This is a genomic window from Pandoraea faecigallinarum (assembly GCF_001029105.3).
In the GTDB taxonomy this organism is placed as follows: Bacteria; Pseudomonadota; Gammaproteobacteria; order Burkholderiales; family Burkholderiaceae; genus Pandoraea; species Pandoraea faecigallinarum.
Genome location: NZ_CP011807.3, coordinates 746328 through 761417, shown reverse-complemented (window position 1 = coordinate 761417; position 15090 = coordinate 746328). Strand labels below are relative to the sequence as shown.

Sequence of the window (15090 nt, the reverse complement as noted above, 5' to 3'; positions counted from 1 at the left end):
GCGGTTCATGGCGGAACCACCATCGTGGCCGGACGGTTCGGTGTCGAATGCCGGCATTAACGACTGTTGTGAGACGCCCTCTCACGGCGTTCGCCATATCGGTGCCGGATGCGGTATTGTCACGCATCGCGTCGGCATGGAAATCATGCCGATGTCGTGTCCCCGAAAATCCGGAAACTTTGAACCGGCGATTGACATGACCACCAGGAAACTCTTCTATTACCCCAGCAACGCGAGCATGGCGCCGCATATCGTTCTCGAGGAAATCGGGGAGCCTTTCGAAATGGCGCTCGTGGATCGCGAGCAAAACGCACACAAGTCCACGGACTATCTGCGTTTGAACCCGAACGGTTTGATTCCGGTGCTGGTCGACGGCGACATGGTGCTTTATGAGGCGGCCGCCATTTGCCTGCATCTGGCAGACGCCCACCCCGAAAGCCGGTTGGCTCCGTCGCTGGCAACGCCGGAACGCGCTCAGTTTTACAAGTGGCTCATGTGGCTGACAAACACGCTGCAATCGACACTGATCGTCTACTTTTACCCGCACCGGTGGGTGGACACGGGCGATACGCAGGCCGCGAAGCAAGTGCAGGCCCATGCCGAATCGAAGATCGGCGCATTGCTCGACCTGTTGGAAGCCCACCTAAGGATGAACAACGGTCCATGGATGCTGGGAGATCAATACACGATCCTCGATCCCTATGCGTTCATGCTCTGCCGCTGGACACGAAATTTTGCGAAGCCGGCACGCGAGCGGCCGGTGCTCGGCCGGTATTTGCAGCAGATGCTGGCGCGGCCTGCGGTCCAGCGCGCGATCAAGACGGAAGGACTTGTCGCGCCGCTGGTGTGAGCCGCGGAATCGGCAGGGCTCAGTCCTACCCTCTCACCACACTCCGAAACGCCGCCGACAGCGTCACCAGGGCATCGTGGGCGCGTCCTTCTCTGACGCGTGTGTGCAGCAGCACGGGCAGACGCGGGATCTCGGGAAGTCCGAGTTTCTCGCCGACGTCGAGCGCGCCGAACGGCAGCATGCGCGGCGCCAGTGCTGCCACGCCGAGGCCCGCCATCACGGCCGCTGCCACCGTGGGCACGCCGCCTCCCACGAAGACTTCGCGCCACGGTACCGAGGCCGCATCGAGAAGCCGCCCTGCCATCACGCGCACCCCGCATGGCTCCGCAAGCGTCGCAATCGGCAACGGTTCATTCGCGCGATGCTGCCAATGCGGCGACGCAAACCAGCCAAGGCTTTCCTCGGCAAGCATCTCGCCGTCGTCCCGTCCGGCATGCAGGCGAACAATCGCCGCATCCAGCTCACGCCGGTCGAAGCTCTGCAACAGGTCGCCCGACGACGCAATCCGCACGTCGATCGACAACTCCGGATCCTGCGCATTCATCCTCGCAATCAGCGCAGGCAGTTCGGGTCCGGCAACGTGATCGCTCACACCGATCGACAGACGCTGGCGAACGCCGGCAAACGCACCCAGTGCGCGCTCATGGGCATCGAGCAGTTCGCGAGCGTGCTCGAGAAAGGTCACCCCTTTCGCGGATAGCTCCACGTACCGGGGCGTTCTCTCGACAAGACGAAGCCCCAGCCTGTCTTCGAGACGCTTCAACTTCAGACTGACGGCAGCCTGCGTCGTCTGCATGGCTTCCGCCGCACGCGTGAAACTGCCGAGTTCGGCAACACAGACGAATGCTTTGACCGCATCCAGGTCGAGAGGGCGCTCAATCATTTCCGATGCTTATCGTTGAAATAACCGCAAATAAGCAAACAGAATAGTTAAGATCGACCGGGTCAACAAGAGGAGAAACCACCATGCCACTCGTTCATATCTCACTGCGCTCGGGGAAGACGGCCGCGTACCGGCAGGCGATCTTCGACGGCGTGTATGGCGCCATGCGCGACACCTTTAACGTGCCGGAAGACGACCAGTTCATGGCGATGACGGAGCACGACGCGGCGAACTTCCGCTATGGCGCGTCGTATCTCGGCGTCAGTCGAAGCGACGACCTCGTGTTCATCCAGATCACCGCAAACAACACGCGCACCACGCAACAGAAGAAAGCACTGTTCAGGCGGATCGCGGAGCGGCTCGCCGACAGTCCCGGCCTTCGTCAGGAGGACGTATTTGTGAGTCTCGTAGAGGTCGAGAAAGAAAATTGGTCGCTCGGCAACGGGATCGCGCAATACGCCTGAGGAAGGCCTGAGGAAGGCCTGAGGAAGGGCTGAGGTAAGCCTGCCGAACGGCGCCGCTTGCGCGTGGATGTTACTTCACGCCCTCCAGACAGGCGGGCGACAACGCCGCCCTCGCGCGCTGCGCGAACGCCGGCCATTGGCAAGCCTTCCCGTCCGGCCCGCCGGTGCATTCGGAGAGTGTCAGCGTCTCGCGCCTGGCAGGCTCGTCGAGCGACAGCGCAGTGAGATGCCGTAACTGATGCATCGACTGATACACGAACTCCACGCGAACGAACGGCTCGCCTGCCGGGTTGCGCCACAGCGAGAAAACGAGCGCGCCGTCGGGCGGCGTGTTGTCCGGCTGACCGGTCAGTTGCCAGTCGAGCTTGAGCATGCCCGCGAGATTGGCAATGTTCGTGTCGTGCCCCGTGAGCACGTAGACACGATTGCCCGCAGGCACGACGGGGCCGCGCACCGGCGCAGCCGGCGACGCCCCGGCTGCCTCGGCGCGCGTGAGCGCGTCGAGCACCGTGGCCAACAGCGGTGTGCCGTTGGTCGTCGCCAGATACGGGGTCTTGTTGAGCAGATCGCGCTGGGCGTTGTGAGCGGCCAGAAGCAGCGCCCAGTCCTTGTCGTCACGAATCCGTCCCCACGCGACCGCGTTGTCGGGCAACCCCTCGCCATACTGCAACAGGAAGACTTCCGACGCCTTCGCGGCACTTCCCAACGCACCGCGCAACGTCACGCCGCTGCCGTCGCCCTCGACACGCAAACGCGTCGGCACGTCCTCCAGCTTGCAGCCGCCCGGTGCGCCGCATGCGGGGCTATGCGCGTAGTCCAGCACTTCGCCCATGCGGGCAAGCGATGCGGCATAGCGCCGGTTCAGTCCGGCGACACCGTCCGGGGCCAGACGCGCCTCGATCGCCCCGCGCGCCGCGCCCGGGTCGAGCGGGCAGTCGCCGGCGGCCACCGGCTGGAACACCGCGTCGTAAGTCGTGAGATCGGCCTGATGCGACGTGCGCATGCCGCACCCCGGGGCGATGCCTTGCAGCAAGGCATTCCCCGACTCGCGCGTGCGCTGATCGATGTCGGCCCATCCGTACACAACGCCGGGGGCGGGGCATGCGCCGTCAGGCAACACGCGTCGCGCGCGCAGCCAATCGCCGTAGTAACGCCCCATGCGTTCGGCCAGCGAGCCGCCGCGTGCCGTCAGATAGCCTGCGGGCACGGGCCAGCCCGGCCAGGCGTCCGGGCTCAATTTGTCCAGGGGAGGATGCGCATGGGTTGGCGAGCGAACGCCGTGACGGCTGACGATCACCGCGGAGACGAGCGTCCAGTCCGCGGGCATGCCGTCGATACGGGCCGCCGATTCCGGCGGTTTGGCGGGATCGGCGGGCGCCGGGCCCTGCGTCGTACAGGCGCTCAGCACACTCAACGCGGCAATGCCCGCCCACGCCGCGACTCGTCTGTGCCACCCGTCGCCACGCCGTATGCGCTGCGAGCGAACGGCAGCGCCTTCACGAGCGTTTGCAACTTCGAGGGATCGAACGGAATCACGAGTCATCACGCAGGGCATGGCAGCGGTCATGGCAACGGGTCGGGGTGACGGGGACAGCGTTGACGTTCATCTTACCGTGCGCATCCGCCATTCCCTAAACACGATGGCAAAAGTGGTGGAAATACGTCGCTTGGCCACGCATCGGCACCCTCGCCGCCGTCCATGCGCGCGGACGTTCCCCGATGGCCGCCCACCGGACCGCGACGACGCCCGGTCAGCGCAACTCGTCAGCCATGCCGCGGGCTCGGCCCACTGCGCCGAAACGCCACGAGAGCCGGTGCGCGGCCGCACGCAAGGCTTGCGACGGCGCTGCGTCGAACGATGTCTCGAAGCTGCCCGATGAGCCCATCAATGCGAGTACGAGGATGACCTCGCCCGTGTGGTCGAATACCGGCACGGCAATCGTGTCGATGCCGGGCACCGGGTTGCTCAGCGCGGTATCGAAGCGCCGGTCGCGAATCGCCGTGAGGCGCACGCCGTAATCGGCGGGCGGCGTCGCCGCGTGCCCCTCCGCGCCCAGACCCGCCATGCGAACCGGCTCCTGCCCGAGCATGCCGTCGAGGACCGGCGTCGGCAGGAAAGCCGCGAACGTGCGTCCGATGGCCGTGTTCACGAGCGAGAGTACGGTGCCGATGCGCAAGCTCACATGCTGCGGACGCATCGCCTCCTCCAGACGAACGACGGTCGGGCCGACCGGGCCGAGCACGGCCATCGCCGCCGACAGTCCCGTTGCCTGCGCGAGCGCGAGGATTTCCGGCTCGGCCTCGCCAGTCGGCGAAAGGCGTTGCAATGCCATCAGGCCCAACGCCAGGCTCAGGCCGCCCGCTTCGAAATTGCCGTTCGCGTCTCGCGACAACAAGCCCGCTCGTTGCAAACTCACCAAATGCGGATGGGCCTTCGCCGGCGCCATCCCGGCGTCGCGCGCCAACGCGTTAAGGGGCAACGGACGCCCCGCCGCCACCAATGCCTCCAGCAGCACGCCGGTGCTCTCGAGCGCCTGAATGCCACGCTGCGGCTTGGCGTTCGCGCTCACGCTATCGTCACGCGCCACGCCGGATTCGCTACGGTTGTGCGTCGCGCTCATGCGTCCTCCTCATCTTCGCCGCCCGGCACTGCGCTCGCCCAGAAGTTTTCACGATAACGCTGCGACGGGCTCATGCGAGCGGCTCCGTGTCGTGGCCCGCCACGTCGATGTGCGACGCAATCGCGCTCGCCGTGGCGCGCAGGGCATTGGCGGCCGCACCGTCCCAGGCTACGTCGAGCGCCGCCGTCGGGCCGATGGCCGTGAGTGCCAGACGCAGACGTCCGCTCGCGTCGAACACCGGTGCGCACAGGCTGCTCACCGAGGGACTCGGCGTATTCACGCTGCGCGACAAGCCATGCTCGCGCGTCTCGTCGAGCAGCGCGTCGAACCGCTTTCGTTCGCCATCGACATCCGGCATCTGCTCGTGCCATGCCTGCGGCCACCGCTCGCCTGGGGTAAAGGCGCAAAAGGCGCGTCCGGTCGAGGTGGTGGTGAGCGACATCACGGACCCCACGTGCAGGTTCACATGCAACGGAAAGGCCGCGCGCTCGAAATGCACGACGACCGGCCCCTGAGGCGCGCTCGTGCAGATGGCCACGCAAAACCCCGTCTCGCGGGCGAACGTCACCACGCGTGGCACGGCGGCGCGGTATGCCGGGTCGTTTTCGAGATGCAGCAGCGCGAGACGCAGCGTCATGGGTCCCGGCGCGTAATCGCCCGACATCGGGTCGCGTTTGAGCAACCCCAGCCGCGTAAGACTCACGAGATACGGGTGCGCCTGCGCTGGCGGCAACCCGGCGAGCGTTGCGAGATCACCCGGGCCCAGCGGGCGGCGCGCCCGCGCCAGCGCCTGTAGCACCCGCGCCGCGACATCCACGCTTTGCACGCCGCGCGAGGCGCGAGCGGGCTGACCGGGCTGTCCCTTCGCGTCATTCGCACCGGCATTACCGTCCATCGGAATTCGGTTCATGCAGTCTTGGGAGACACGCTCCCTCGGAAAAATGGCCTAGATTTTAAACAAGTCGGCGCACGGATTCCCGTGGATTCGCCCAATGTCAAAGGGTTAACCCGCAGCAAGACGGTGTCCTGATCGACAACACCGCAACATTAGCAAATAACAATCAGATTTGTCATTGACAAATATTCCGCGCGTTTCGTAAGATGCCCTCATCATCCCGCAGCACCCTCCCCGCAGACGAGACAAAAGAGAGAGACAAGCATGGCCAAAGCATTCGCCTCGCAAGCCGACCTGGAAGCCAAGAAGGTCACGTTCACCCAACTGTCGGAAAACGCCTGGGCCTATACGGCCGAGGGCGATCCGAACTCCGGCGTCATCATCGGCGACGACGGCGTAATGATCGTCGACACAACGGCCACGCCCGCCATGGCGCAGGACCTCATCGCCAAGATCCGCACGATCACCGACAAGCCGATCAAGTACGTCGTGCTTTCGCACTATCACGCAGTGCGCGTGCTCGGTGCGTCCGCCTATTTCGCCGAAGGTGCGCAGCAAGTGATCGCCAGCCGCGGCACGTACGAGATGATCGTCGAGCGCGGCGAAGCCGACATGAAGTCGGAAATCGAACGCTTTCCGCGCCTGTTCGCGGGCGTCGAAACGGTGCCGGGCCTCACGTGGCCGACGCTCGTGTTCGAGAAGGAAATGACGCTGTTCCTCGGCAAGCTCGAAGTCAAGATCGCGCACCTCGGTTCGGGCCACACGAAGGGCGACACGGTGGTGTGGCTGCCGTCGCAGAAGGTGCTGTTCTCGGGCGACCTCGTCGAGTACGACGCCGCCTGCTACACCGGTGACGCACAACTCGCCGAATGGCCCGCCACGCTCGACGCGCTTGCCGCCCTGGGTGCCGAGAAGCTCGTGCCGGGCCGTGGCCCCGCACTGACCACGCCGGAGGAAGTGGCCAAGGGACTCGCCTATACCAAGGATTTCGTGACGACGCTGTTCGAAGCCGGCAAACAGGCCGTCGAACAGAAGCTCGACCTCAAGGGTGCGATGGCGCTCACGCGCAGCAAGATGGACCCGAAGTTCGGTCACGTCTTCATCTACGAACACTGTTTGCCGTTCGACGTGACGCGCGCGTTCGACGAGGCCGCCGGCATCACGCATCCGCGTATCTGGACCGCGCAGCGCGACAAGGAAATGTGGGCCGCCCTTCAGGACTGAGGGCGACGGCGAGCACAGGGTTCGTCGTAGCGAAACGCCGGCGCGACGCCTGACGTCGCACCGGCAACGACAAGTACAAAGCAAAAACAGAAGTAGAAAAACGTCACCCGCCGATGCACGCGCGCCGGTACGGTGCCGTCGATGGAGACTTTGCATGAGCAGCATCGATTACCAGCGCCTGACGTTCGATTACCGGCCGTGTGCCGAACAGTCCGGGAGCGCCGTGTCCGGCGCGGCAACGCCCCCGGCGGTGCATCCGGTCATCGTGGTCGGCGCCGGCCCGGTCGGGTTGGCCACCGCCATCGACCTCGCGCAGCAAGGCGTATCCGTGATCGTTCTCGACGACGATTGCACGCTCTCGACCGGCTCGCGCGCGATCTGTTTCGCCAAACGCACGCTCGACATCTTCGACCGTCTGGGCTGCGGCGAGCGCATGGTGGAAAAAGGCGTGCGCTGGAATGTGGGCCGCGTTTTCCTGCGCGATCAGGAGGTCTACAACTTCGATCTGCTGCCCGAAGCGGGGCACCATCGCCCGGCGTTCATCAACCTTCAGCAGTATTACGTCGAAGGCTATCTGTTCGAGCGTGCGTGCCAACTGCCGAACATCGAGATCCGATGGAAGAACAAGGTCGTCGGGCTTACGCAGCAAGGCACGCCCGGCGCGGCGGACGCCAGCGTCACGCTCACGGTCGAGACACCCGATGGCGAATATCGGACCACCGCCCGCTACGTCGTGGCGGCCGACGGTTCGCGCAGTCCGGTACGCAAGCTCATCGGCGTGGACAGCCACGGCCGCACGTTCAAGGATCGCTTCCTGATCGCCGACGTCAAGATGACGGCGGACTTCCCGGCCGAACGCTGGTTCTGGTTCGATCCGCCGTTCCATCCGAATCAGTCGGTGCTGCTGCACCGCCAGCCGGACGACGTCTGGCGTATCGACTTCCAGCTCGGATGGGACGCCGACCCGGTCGCGGAGAAAGCGCCGGAGCGTGTCATTCCTCGCGTGCAGGCGTTGCTCGGCCCCGATGCGAAATTCACGCTCGAATGGGTGAGCGTCTATACGTTCTCGTGCCTGCGCATGGACGACTTCCGCCACGGCCACGTACTGTTTGCCGGCGACGCCGCGCACGGTGTGTCGCCGTTCGGCGCACGCGGCGCGAACAGCGGTGTGCAGGACGCGGAAAACCTCGCGTGGAAACTTGCGCTCGTTCTGGCGGGCCATGCCCCCGACGCACTGCTCGACACCTACGCCCGCGAACGTGAATTCGCCGCCGACGAGAACATTCGCAACTCCACACGCTCGACCGATTTCATCACGCCGAAGAGCCCGGTCTCGCGCGTGTTCCGCGACGCCGTGCTTACCCTCGCGCGCGACCACGCGTTTGCACGTCAGCTCGTCAATAGCGGACGTCTGTCCGTGCCGGCCGTGCTGCACGAGTCGACGTTGAACACCGCGGAGCGCGATACCTTCGCGGGGCGCATGACGCCGGGTGCCGCATGCGTCGATGCCCCGCTCTCGCGCCACGCTCGCGAGGGCTGGCTGCTGCCGCGTCTGGGGGGCCGCTTCGTCGCGCTGGTGTTCGGTGCGCCCTCCTCGCTCGACGCCCCGGTGCTGACCGCGCTCGAAGCGCTGGCCAACGACGCGGTGCCGGTCGTCCCCATTTTCGTCACGCCGGATGCCGAAGCCGCGCTCGACGTGCATGACACGCACGCTGTCTGGCACGACACGGAAGGCCTCGCGGCGCAGCGCTATGACGCCGCGCCCGGCACGGTGTATCTGATTCGCCCGGACCAGCACGTATGCGCCCGCTGGCGTGCCGTCGACGCCGAGGCGATTGCCGCCGCACGCGAGCGCGCTCTGGGGCGCACGGTGCCGGAAGTCGCACCGCTGCAATGTGCGGCCTGATCGCGGGCGACGCCGCGCTTGCCACGACTGACCGGGATTCCCTCGCATTCACCGGGATTCACCGAGACTTGTTCACCGCTAGCTATCGCACGGATTACGCAGGAAGGAGATACCCATGGCACTCGATACGCAACCGCGTCTGACGCGCCCAGACGATTTCTACGAAGCGCTGATCGACATGCATCGCGATCTCGACGATGCACAAAGTCAGGCCGCCAACGCACAACTGATCTTGCTGCTCGCCAATCAGGTCGGCGACCACGACACGCTGCTTTCCGCGATTCGTCTCGCCCGCGCCGGCGCACTCGGTAACGCGGCGCAGTGACCGTCGGCGCATCACGCCGCCGGCCCACGCCGCCCGCGAACGACGAAGGGGCGCTCGATACCGGGCGCCCCTTCGTCTTTGTCGCGACGTCGCTCGCGCGGCGTCACCGACGCACTACACCACCACCAGTTGTGAGATCTTTTGCGCCGCCTGTTGCAGCGGCGCGAGGAACTTTGCCTCCATTTCGGCTGCGGATGTCCGGTTCGCCTGACCGCTCACGTTCATCGCCGCAATCACCTGGCCAGCGCGATTGCGAATCGGCGCGGCAATCGAAATCAGTCCCTCTTCCAGTTCCTGATCGACCAGCGCCCATCCCTTCTCACGCACGTCGAGAATGCGCGTGCGCAGGGTGCCGATGTCCGTGATCGTACGCCCGGTGTGCGCCCGCAGATCGGCACGGCGAAGGGCGGCATCGAGTTCGGTGTCCGGCAGTGCCGAGAGCATGACACGTCCCATCGACGTGCACCACGCGGGCAGCCGGCTGCCGATCGACAGGTTGATCGACATCACTTTGCGCACGGGCACACGCAACACATAGACGATGTCATCGCCGTCGAGCACCGACGCCGAACTGCTCTCCTGCACTTGCTGCACCAGCGCTTCCATGAACGGTTCGGCCAGATTCCACAGCGGCATCGAGGTCAGGTAGGAAAACCCGAGATCCAGAATACGCGGCGTGAGACGGAACAGCCGCCCTTCGCTGCGCACGTACCCCAGTGCTTCGAGTGTAAGCAGAATGCGGCGCGCCCCGGCGCGCGTGAGGCCAGACGCCTGCGCAACTTCCGAGAGAGTCTGCGCCGGGCGTGCGGCATTGAACGCCTTGACCACCGCCAGCCCGCGCGCGAACGACTGCACATAGGAGTCGCCAGGCTTCTTGTCGGTCGGTTCGGTCGGTTCGGTCGTGTCGGTCGTCGCAGAGGTCATGTGAGGCATGGGTCGGCAATCTTGGCGTGAACGGCAAGCGTAATGGATTTGCAGCGCCGGTACTACCGTGCGAGACGCACGATCTCACGACATACCCGGCCCCCTTGCTTCGGGAGACCCCTCGCTTGACGCCCGACGAGGTAAGGCTTACGCTGTTCTTATAGCGAATATTTGTTCGCTATAAGAACATTGTGAACCGGACGAGGCTGCGTGACAAGACGCGATCGCCGCGAGACAGCGCTCAGGGGCGCGGGCGTACAACCCGTCAGCCTACGGATTTGATGGAAATGCCCAGGAGGCACCTGTGATCAACAAGATTTACGACTCGCTCGCCAGCGCGGTCGCGGACGTTCACGACGGCGCGACGATCATGATTGGCGGCTTCGGCAATGCCGGGATGCCCTCGGCGCTCATCGACGCCCTCATCGAACAAGGCGCTCGAGACCTGACCATCGTCAACAATAACGCCGGCAATGGCGAGACGGGCCTGGCGGCCCTGCTCAAGGCCGGACGCGTGCGCAAGATCATCTGCTCGTTCCCGCGCCAGACCGACTCGCAGGTGTTCGACGGCCTGTACCGTGCCGGCAAGATCGAGCTGGAACTGGTACCGCAGGGCAACCTCGCCGAGCGCATTCGCGCCGCGGGCGCCGGCATTGGCGGTTTCTTCACGCCGACCGGCTTCGGCACGCTGCTCGCCGAAGGCAAGGAAACACGCGTGATCGACGGCAAATCGTACGTGCTGGAATCGCCGATCCACGCCGACTTCGCGCTCATCAAGGCGCTCAAGGGCGATCGCTGGGGCAATCTCGTGTACCGCAAGACCGCTCGCAACTTCGGCCCGATCATGGCCACGGCGGCGAAGTGCGCCATCGTTCAGGTCAGCGAAGTCGTCGAGCTGGGCGAGCTCGATCCGGAAGCCGTGGTCACGCCCGGCATCTTCGTTCAACGCGTGGTCGCGGTGCCCGGCACCCCACACGCCTGATCCCCATCTGCACCGGAGCAAGACATGAACCGACTGACCCGCGACCAGATGGCCGCCCGCGTCGCCCAGGACATTCCCGACGGCGCCTACGTGAACCTCGGCATCGGTCTGCCGACCGCCGTCGCCAATCATCTTCCCGCCGAAAAGGAAATCATTCTCCAGAGCGAGAACGGTGTGATCGGCATGGGCCCGGCCCCCGCCAGGGGAGAAGAGGACGAGGACCTCATCAACGCCGGCAAGCAACCCGTCACGCTCAAACCGGGCGGCGCGTTCTTTCACCACGCCGACTCGTTCGCGATGATGCGCGGCGGTCACCTCGACTTCTGCGTGCTGGGCGCGTTCCAGGTCTCGAAAACGGGCGATCTCGCCAACTGGCACACCGGCGCCCCCGACGCGATCCCCGCGGTCGGCGGTGCGATGGACCTCGCCAGCGGCGCGAAGCAGGTGTTCGTGATGATGGAACACCAGACCAAGCAGGGCGAGAGCAAGATCGTCGAACAGTGCACGTATCCGCTCACCGGCGTGGGTTGCGTTACGCGCATCTACACCGACCTCGCCGTGATCGACGTCACGCCCGAAGGCCTGCGCGTCATCGACATGGTCGAAGGCCTCACGTTCGACGAACTGCAACGTGTGACCGGTGTGACGCTGCTGCCCTCGCCGGCCGTTGCCTGACACCGCACAAGACACCCACGCCGGGACATCCGACGCCTTCGATGTTGTGATGCGCCCGGCGATTTTTCGATTTCGATGAGGTAGGCAAATGAGTGAAGTCTTTATCTGCGACGCGATCCGTACCCCCATCGGCCGCTACGGCGGCGCCCTGTCGTCGGTGCGTGCCGACGATCTCGGCGCGATCCCGCTCAAGGCGCTCATGGCGCGCAACGCCAACGTCGACTGGACGCAGGTCGCCGACGTGATCTATGGCTGCGCCAATCAGGCGGGCGAAGACAATCGCAACGTGGCGCGCATGTCGTCGCTGCTCGCGGGCCTGCCGCAAGACGTGCCCGGTGCGACCATCAACCGCCTGTGCGGCTCGGGCATGGACGCCATCGGCACGGCTGCGCGCGCCATCAAGGCGGGCGAAGCGGGCCTGATGATCGCCGGCGGCGTGGAAAGCATGAGCCGCGCGCCATTCGTGATGGGCAAGGCGGCGAGCGCGTTTTCGCGTCAGGCGGAAATTTTCGACACGACCATCGGATGGCGCTTTGTCAATCCGCTGATGAAGGCGCAGTACGGCGTGGATTCGATGCCCGAGACGGGCGAGAACGTGGCGACCGATTTCGGCATCAGCCGTGAAGATCAGGATCGCTTTGCCGTGCGTTCGCAGGAAAAGGCGGCGCGCGCACAGGCGAACGGCACGCTGGCGGAAGAAATCACACCGGTGTCCATCGCCAAGAAGAAGGGCGAAGCGATCCTCGTGGATCGCGACGAACATCCACGTGCAACGAGCATGGAAGCGCTTGCCAGACTGAAGGGCGTGGTACGCCCTGATGGCACCGTGACCGCCGGTAACGCTTCTGGCGTCAACGACGGCGCCTGCGCTCTGCTGCTGGCAGACGAGGCGAGTGCGGCGCGCCATGGCCTGACGCCGCGTGCCCGGGTATTGGGCATGGCAACGGCAGGGGTGGCACCGCGCATCATGGGCATCGGTCCGGCTCCCGCAACGCAAAAACTGCTCGCGCGGCTCGGTATGACCCTCGATCAGTTCGATGTCATCGAACTCAACGAGGCCTTTGCAAGCCAGGGCCTGGCCGTATTGCGACAACTCGGCGTGGCCGACGACGATCTGCGCGTCAATCCGAACGGCGGCGCCATTGCGCTGGGCCATCCGCTCGGCATGAGCGGCGCACGTCTGGTCACGACGGCGATGTACCAGTTGAAACGCACGGGTGGACGCTTCGCGCTGTGTACGATGTGCATTGGGGTCGGCCAAGGCATCGCTATCGCCATCGAAGCGGTGTAAGACAACGACTCCGCCGATGTTTTCGGGGGCCGGGCGCCCGCGCAGACACCGGTAAGCGCTGCCGCGTTGCTCCCGGCGTCCCGCGCGCACGATCGGTGCCGTGCGGGACGCCTCTGCCCCTGTCTCCTTCCCTTCTTCCTGTTTCTTTCTGTTGTTTCCCGACGCTCGAACGGCTCAGACAGCCTTCGCCACGTCGCGCATCACGGCATCGAAGAACTTGCCTTGCGTCTGGGCATCGCTGCGCGCGTAAGCACGGTTGATACCGCTGATGACGGCACGAATCGAGGCGGTCGTCAGATTGGCGTCGATACCCACGCCGAACGCGCTGCCCACGATCGTCTCGCCCGCCATTTCGGCGATGGCGATCGCGCGGGCGTCGGCCCCTTGCGTGAGGGCTCGCTCCTCGTAGTGCTGCACGCGAACCGGGGTGCGCATGGCGTTCATCAGTGCGTCGAGCGGGCCATTACCGGCACCGGAGACCGTCGTGCGCTGGCCGTGAATGTCGATGGTCACGGCGATGTGCTGACGCCCGTCGCGCTCCGAGAGCGAGTGACCGACGTACGCGACCGGCTCGGTCGACGCCACGTATTCCTTCTGGAACAGTTGCCAGATTTGCGACGCAGTGACTTCCGCGCCTGTCTCGTCGGTGTGCCGCTGCACGGCCGAGCTGAAGTCGACTTGCAGACGACGGGGCATCTGCACGCCGTACGCCTGCTCCAGCAGATACGCGATACCGCCCTTGCCCGACTGGCTGTTGACACGAATGATCGAGTCGTACGTGCGGCCGAGATCGCTCGGATCGATGGGCAGGTACGGCACTTCCCAGATCGTGTCCGCCTTCTGGGCGGCGAAGCCCTTCTTGATGGCGTCCTGGTGCGAGCCGGAGAACGCGGTGAACACGAGGTCGCCGACATACGGGTGACGCGGGTGCACCGGCAGTTGCGTGCATTCTTCCGACGTGCGGGCGATTTCGTTGATGTTCGAGAAGTCGAGGCCGGGATCCACGCCTTGCGTGTACAGGTTCAGGCCGAGCGTGACGAGATCGACATTGCCGGTACGCTCGCCGTTCCCGAAGAGGCAGCCCTCGATACGGTCGGCACCCGCCATCACGGCCAGCTCCGCGGCGGCCACCGCCGTGCCGCGGTCGTTGTGCGGGTGTACGGAGAGAATCAGCGAATCGCGACGCGCGAGGTTGCGGTGCATCCACTCGATCTGGTCGGCGTAGTAGTTCGGGGTGCCGATTTCGACGGTCGCCGGCAAGTTGACGATGCACTTGCGCTCAGGCGTCGGTTGCCATACGTCGAAGACGGCATCGCACACCTCCTTCGCGAAGTCGAGTTCGGTGCCCGTGAACGTTTCCGGGCTGTATTGCAACGTCCATTGCGTTTCCGGAGCGGCGTCGGCGCAGCGCTTGATCGTCTTCGCGGCCGACACGGCGAGGGCCTTCACGCCCGGCTGATCGAGATTGAAGACGATGCGGCGGAATTCGGGCGCGGTGGCGTTATAGAGGTGGACGATGGCGCGCGGTGCACCCTTGAGGGCCGCGAACGTGCGCTCGATGAGGTCGTCGCGCGCTTGCGTGAGGACTTCGATCGTGACGTCATCGGGAATGTGGCCGCCTTCGATCAGTTCGCGCACGAAGTTGAAATCGGTATCGGAGGCCGAGGGGAACGCCACTTCGATTTCCTTGAAGCCGATGGCGACGAGCGTCTTGAACATGCGCATCTTGCGCTGCGCGTCCATCGGCTCGAAGAGCGCCTGATTGCCGTCGCGCAAATCGGTACTCATCCAGATCGGTGCGCGCGTGATGGTGCGGCTCGGCCACTGTCGGTCGGGAATGTTGACCGGGGTGAACGGACGATACTTCGTAGCGGGGTTTTTCAACATGGCGGTGTCTCGATTGTCAGCAAAAGTGTCAACCGGACGACGCACAGACGCAGATAAGCTACGACCTCCGGTTGGATGAACCGGGGCTCAGGTCGGCGTAACTGGGGAAAATCAGCGGTGCTTCAGTGAGGAATTCAGACGATGCACGCGCGCAGCAACGGAC

At 65.0% G+C, this 15090-nt stretch carries 14 protein-coding genes; 8 read left to right on the top strand and 6 right to left on the bottom strand.

The window, feature by feature from the left end; translation table 11 throughout:
• Positions 1-196: 196 nt before the first annotated feature.
• A complete protein-coding gene (locus AB870_RS03460; protein ID WP_047906954.1) occupies positions 197-850 on the top strand; it encodes a glutathione S-transferase family protein in 654 nt (217 codons plus the stop codon).
• A gap of 25 nt (positions 851-875) precedes the next feature.
• Here the strand turns inward: AB870_RS03460 and AB870_RS03455 are convergent, their stop codons facing one another.
• A complete protein-coding gene (locus AB870_RS03455) occupies positions 876-1733 on the bottom strand; it encodes a LysR family transcriptional regulator (protein ID WP_047906953.1) in 858 nt (285 codons plus the stop codon).
• An 83-nt stretch (positions 1734-1816) separates the two neighbouring features.
• On the opposite strand from AB870_RS03455, the gene AB870_RS03450 reads away from it, so the two are divergent.
• Complete coding sequence (locus AB870_RS03450; RefSeq protein WP_047906952.1) at positions 1817-2197, top strand: tautomerase family protein; 381 nt, start codon at positions 1817-1819, stop codon at positions 2195-2197.
• Positions 2198-2267: 70 nt separating this feature from the next.
• On the opposite strand, the gene AB870_RS03445 is transcribed toward AB870_RS03450, so the two are convergent.
• The 3 genes from AB870_RS03445 to AB870_RS03435 all read right to left on the bottom strand — a co-directional run bounded on the left by AB870_RS03445 (position 2268) and on the right by AB870_RS03435 (position 5728).
• Complete coding sequence (locus AB870_RS03445) at positions 2268-3605, bottom strand: histidine-type phosphatase (protein ID WP_053059543.1); 1338 nt, start codon at positions 3603-3605, stop codon at positions 2268-2270.
• A 343-nt stretch (positions 3606-3948) separates the two neighbouring features.
• Positions 3949-4818 carry an IclR family transcriptional regulator gene (locus tag AB870_RS03440; protein WP_084663288.1) on the bottom strand — a complete coding sequence of 290 codons (870 nt, stop codon included), beginning with the start codon at positions 4816-4818 and terminating at the stop codon, positions 3949-3951.
• 70 nt (positions 4819-4888) lie between these two features.
• Complete coding sequence (locus tag AB870_RS03435; RefSeq protein WP_237170037.1) at positions 4889-5728, bottom strand: IclR family transcriptional regulator; 840 nt, start codon at positions 5726-5728, stop codon at positions 4889-4891.
• 249 nt (positions 5729-5977) lie between these two features.
• Here AB870_RS03435 and AB870_RS03430 point away from each other — a divergent pair, with 249 nt between their 5' ends.
• From AB870_RS03430 to AB870_RS03420, 3 genes are all read left to right on the top strand, one after another.
• Positions 5978-6937, top strand: a complete 960-nt coding sequence (locus tag AB870_RS03430) for an MBL fold metallo-hydrolase (RefSeq protein ID WP_047906950.1) — start codon at positions 5978-5980, stop codon at positions 6935-6937.
• A 154-nt stretch (positions 6938-7091) separates the two neighbouring features.
• Entirely contained in the window at positions 7092-8843 is a 1752-nt protein-coding gene (locus AB870_RS03425) for an FAD-dependent oxidoreductase (RefSeq protein ID WP_047906949.1), read from the top strand.
• A gap of 115 nt (positions 8844-8958) precedes the next feature.
• Entirely contained in the window at positions 8959-9168 is a 210-nt protein-coding gene (locus AB870_RS03420; RefSeq protein ID WP_047906948.1) for a DUF2783 domain-containing protein, read from the top strand.
• A 114-nt stretch (positions 9169-9282) separates the two neighbouring features.
• On the opposite strand, the gene AB870_RS03415 is transcribed toward AB870_RS03420, so the two are convergent.
• Positions 9283-10101, bottom strand: coding sequence for an IclR family transcriptional regulator (locus tag AB870_RS03415; RefSeq protein WP_237170036.1), 819 nt, complete (start codon positions 10099-10101; stop codon positions 9283-9285).
• A gap of 295 nt (positions 10102-10396) precedes the next feature.
• Here AB870_RS03415 and AB870_RS03410 point away from each other — a divergent pair, with 295 nt between their 5' ends.
• The 3 genes from AB870_RS03410 to pcaF all read left to right on the top strand — a co-directional run bounded on the left by AB870_RS03410 (position 10397) and on the right by pcaF (position 13040).
• Positions 10397-11074 (top strand): 3-oxoacid CoA-transferase subunit A, encoded by a 678-nt coding sequence (locus tag AB870_RS03410; protein WP_047906946.1) that lies wholly within the window; start codon positions 10397-10399, stop codon positions 11072-11074.
• A gap of 24 nt (positions 11075-11098) precedes the next feature.
• Positions 11099-11749, top strand: a complete 651-nt coding sequence (locus tag AB870_RS03405; protein WP_047906945.1) for a 3-oxoacid CoA-transferase subunit B — start codon at positions 11099-11101, stop codon at positions 11747-11749.
• Positions 11750-11837: 88 nt separating this feature from the next.
• Positions 11838-13040 (top strand): 3-oxoadipyl-CoA thiolase, encoded by a 1203-nt coding sequence (gene pcaF / locus AB870_RS03400; RefSeq protein ID WP_047906944.1) that lies wholly within the window; start codon positions 11838-11840, stop codon positions 13038-13040.
• A 174-nt stretch (positions 13041-13214) separates the two neighbouring features.
• On the opposite strand, the gene leuA is transcribed toward pcaF, so the two are convergent.
• The gene (gene leuA / locus AB870_RS03395) at positions 13215-14927 is read right to left on the bottom strand and encodes a 2-isopropylmalate synthase (protein WP_047906943.1); all 1713 of its coding nucleotides are present in this window, start codon (positions 14925-14927) and stop codon (positions 13215-13217) included.
• Positions 14928-15090: the final 163 nt, after the last annotated feature.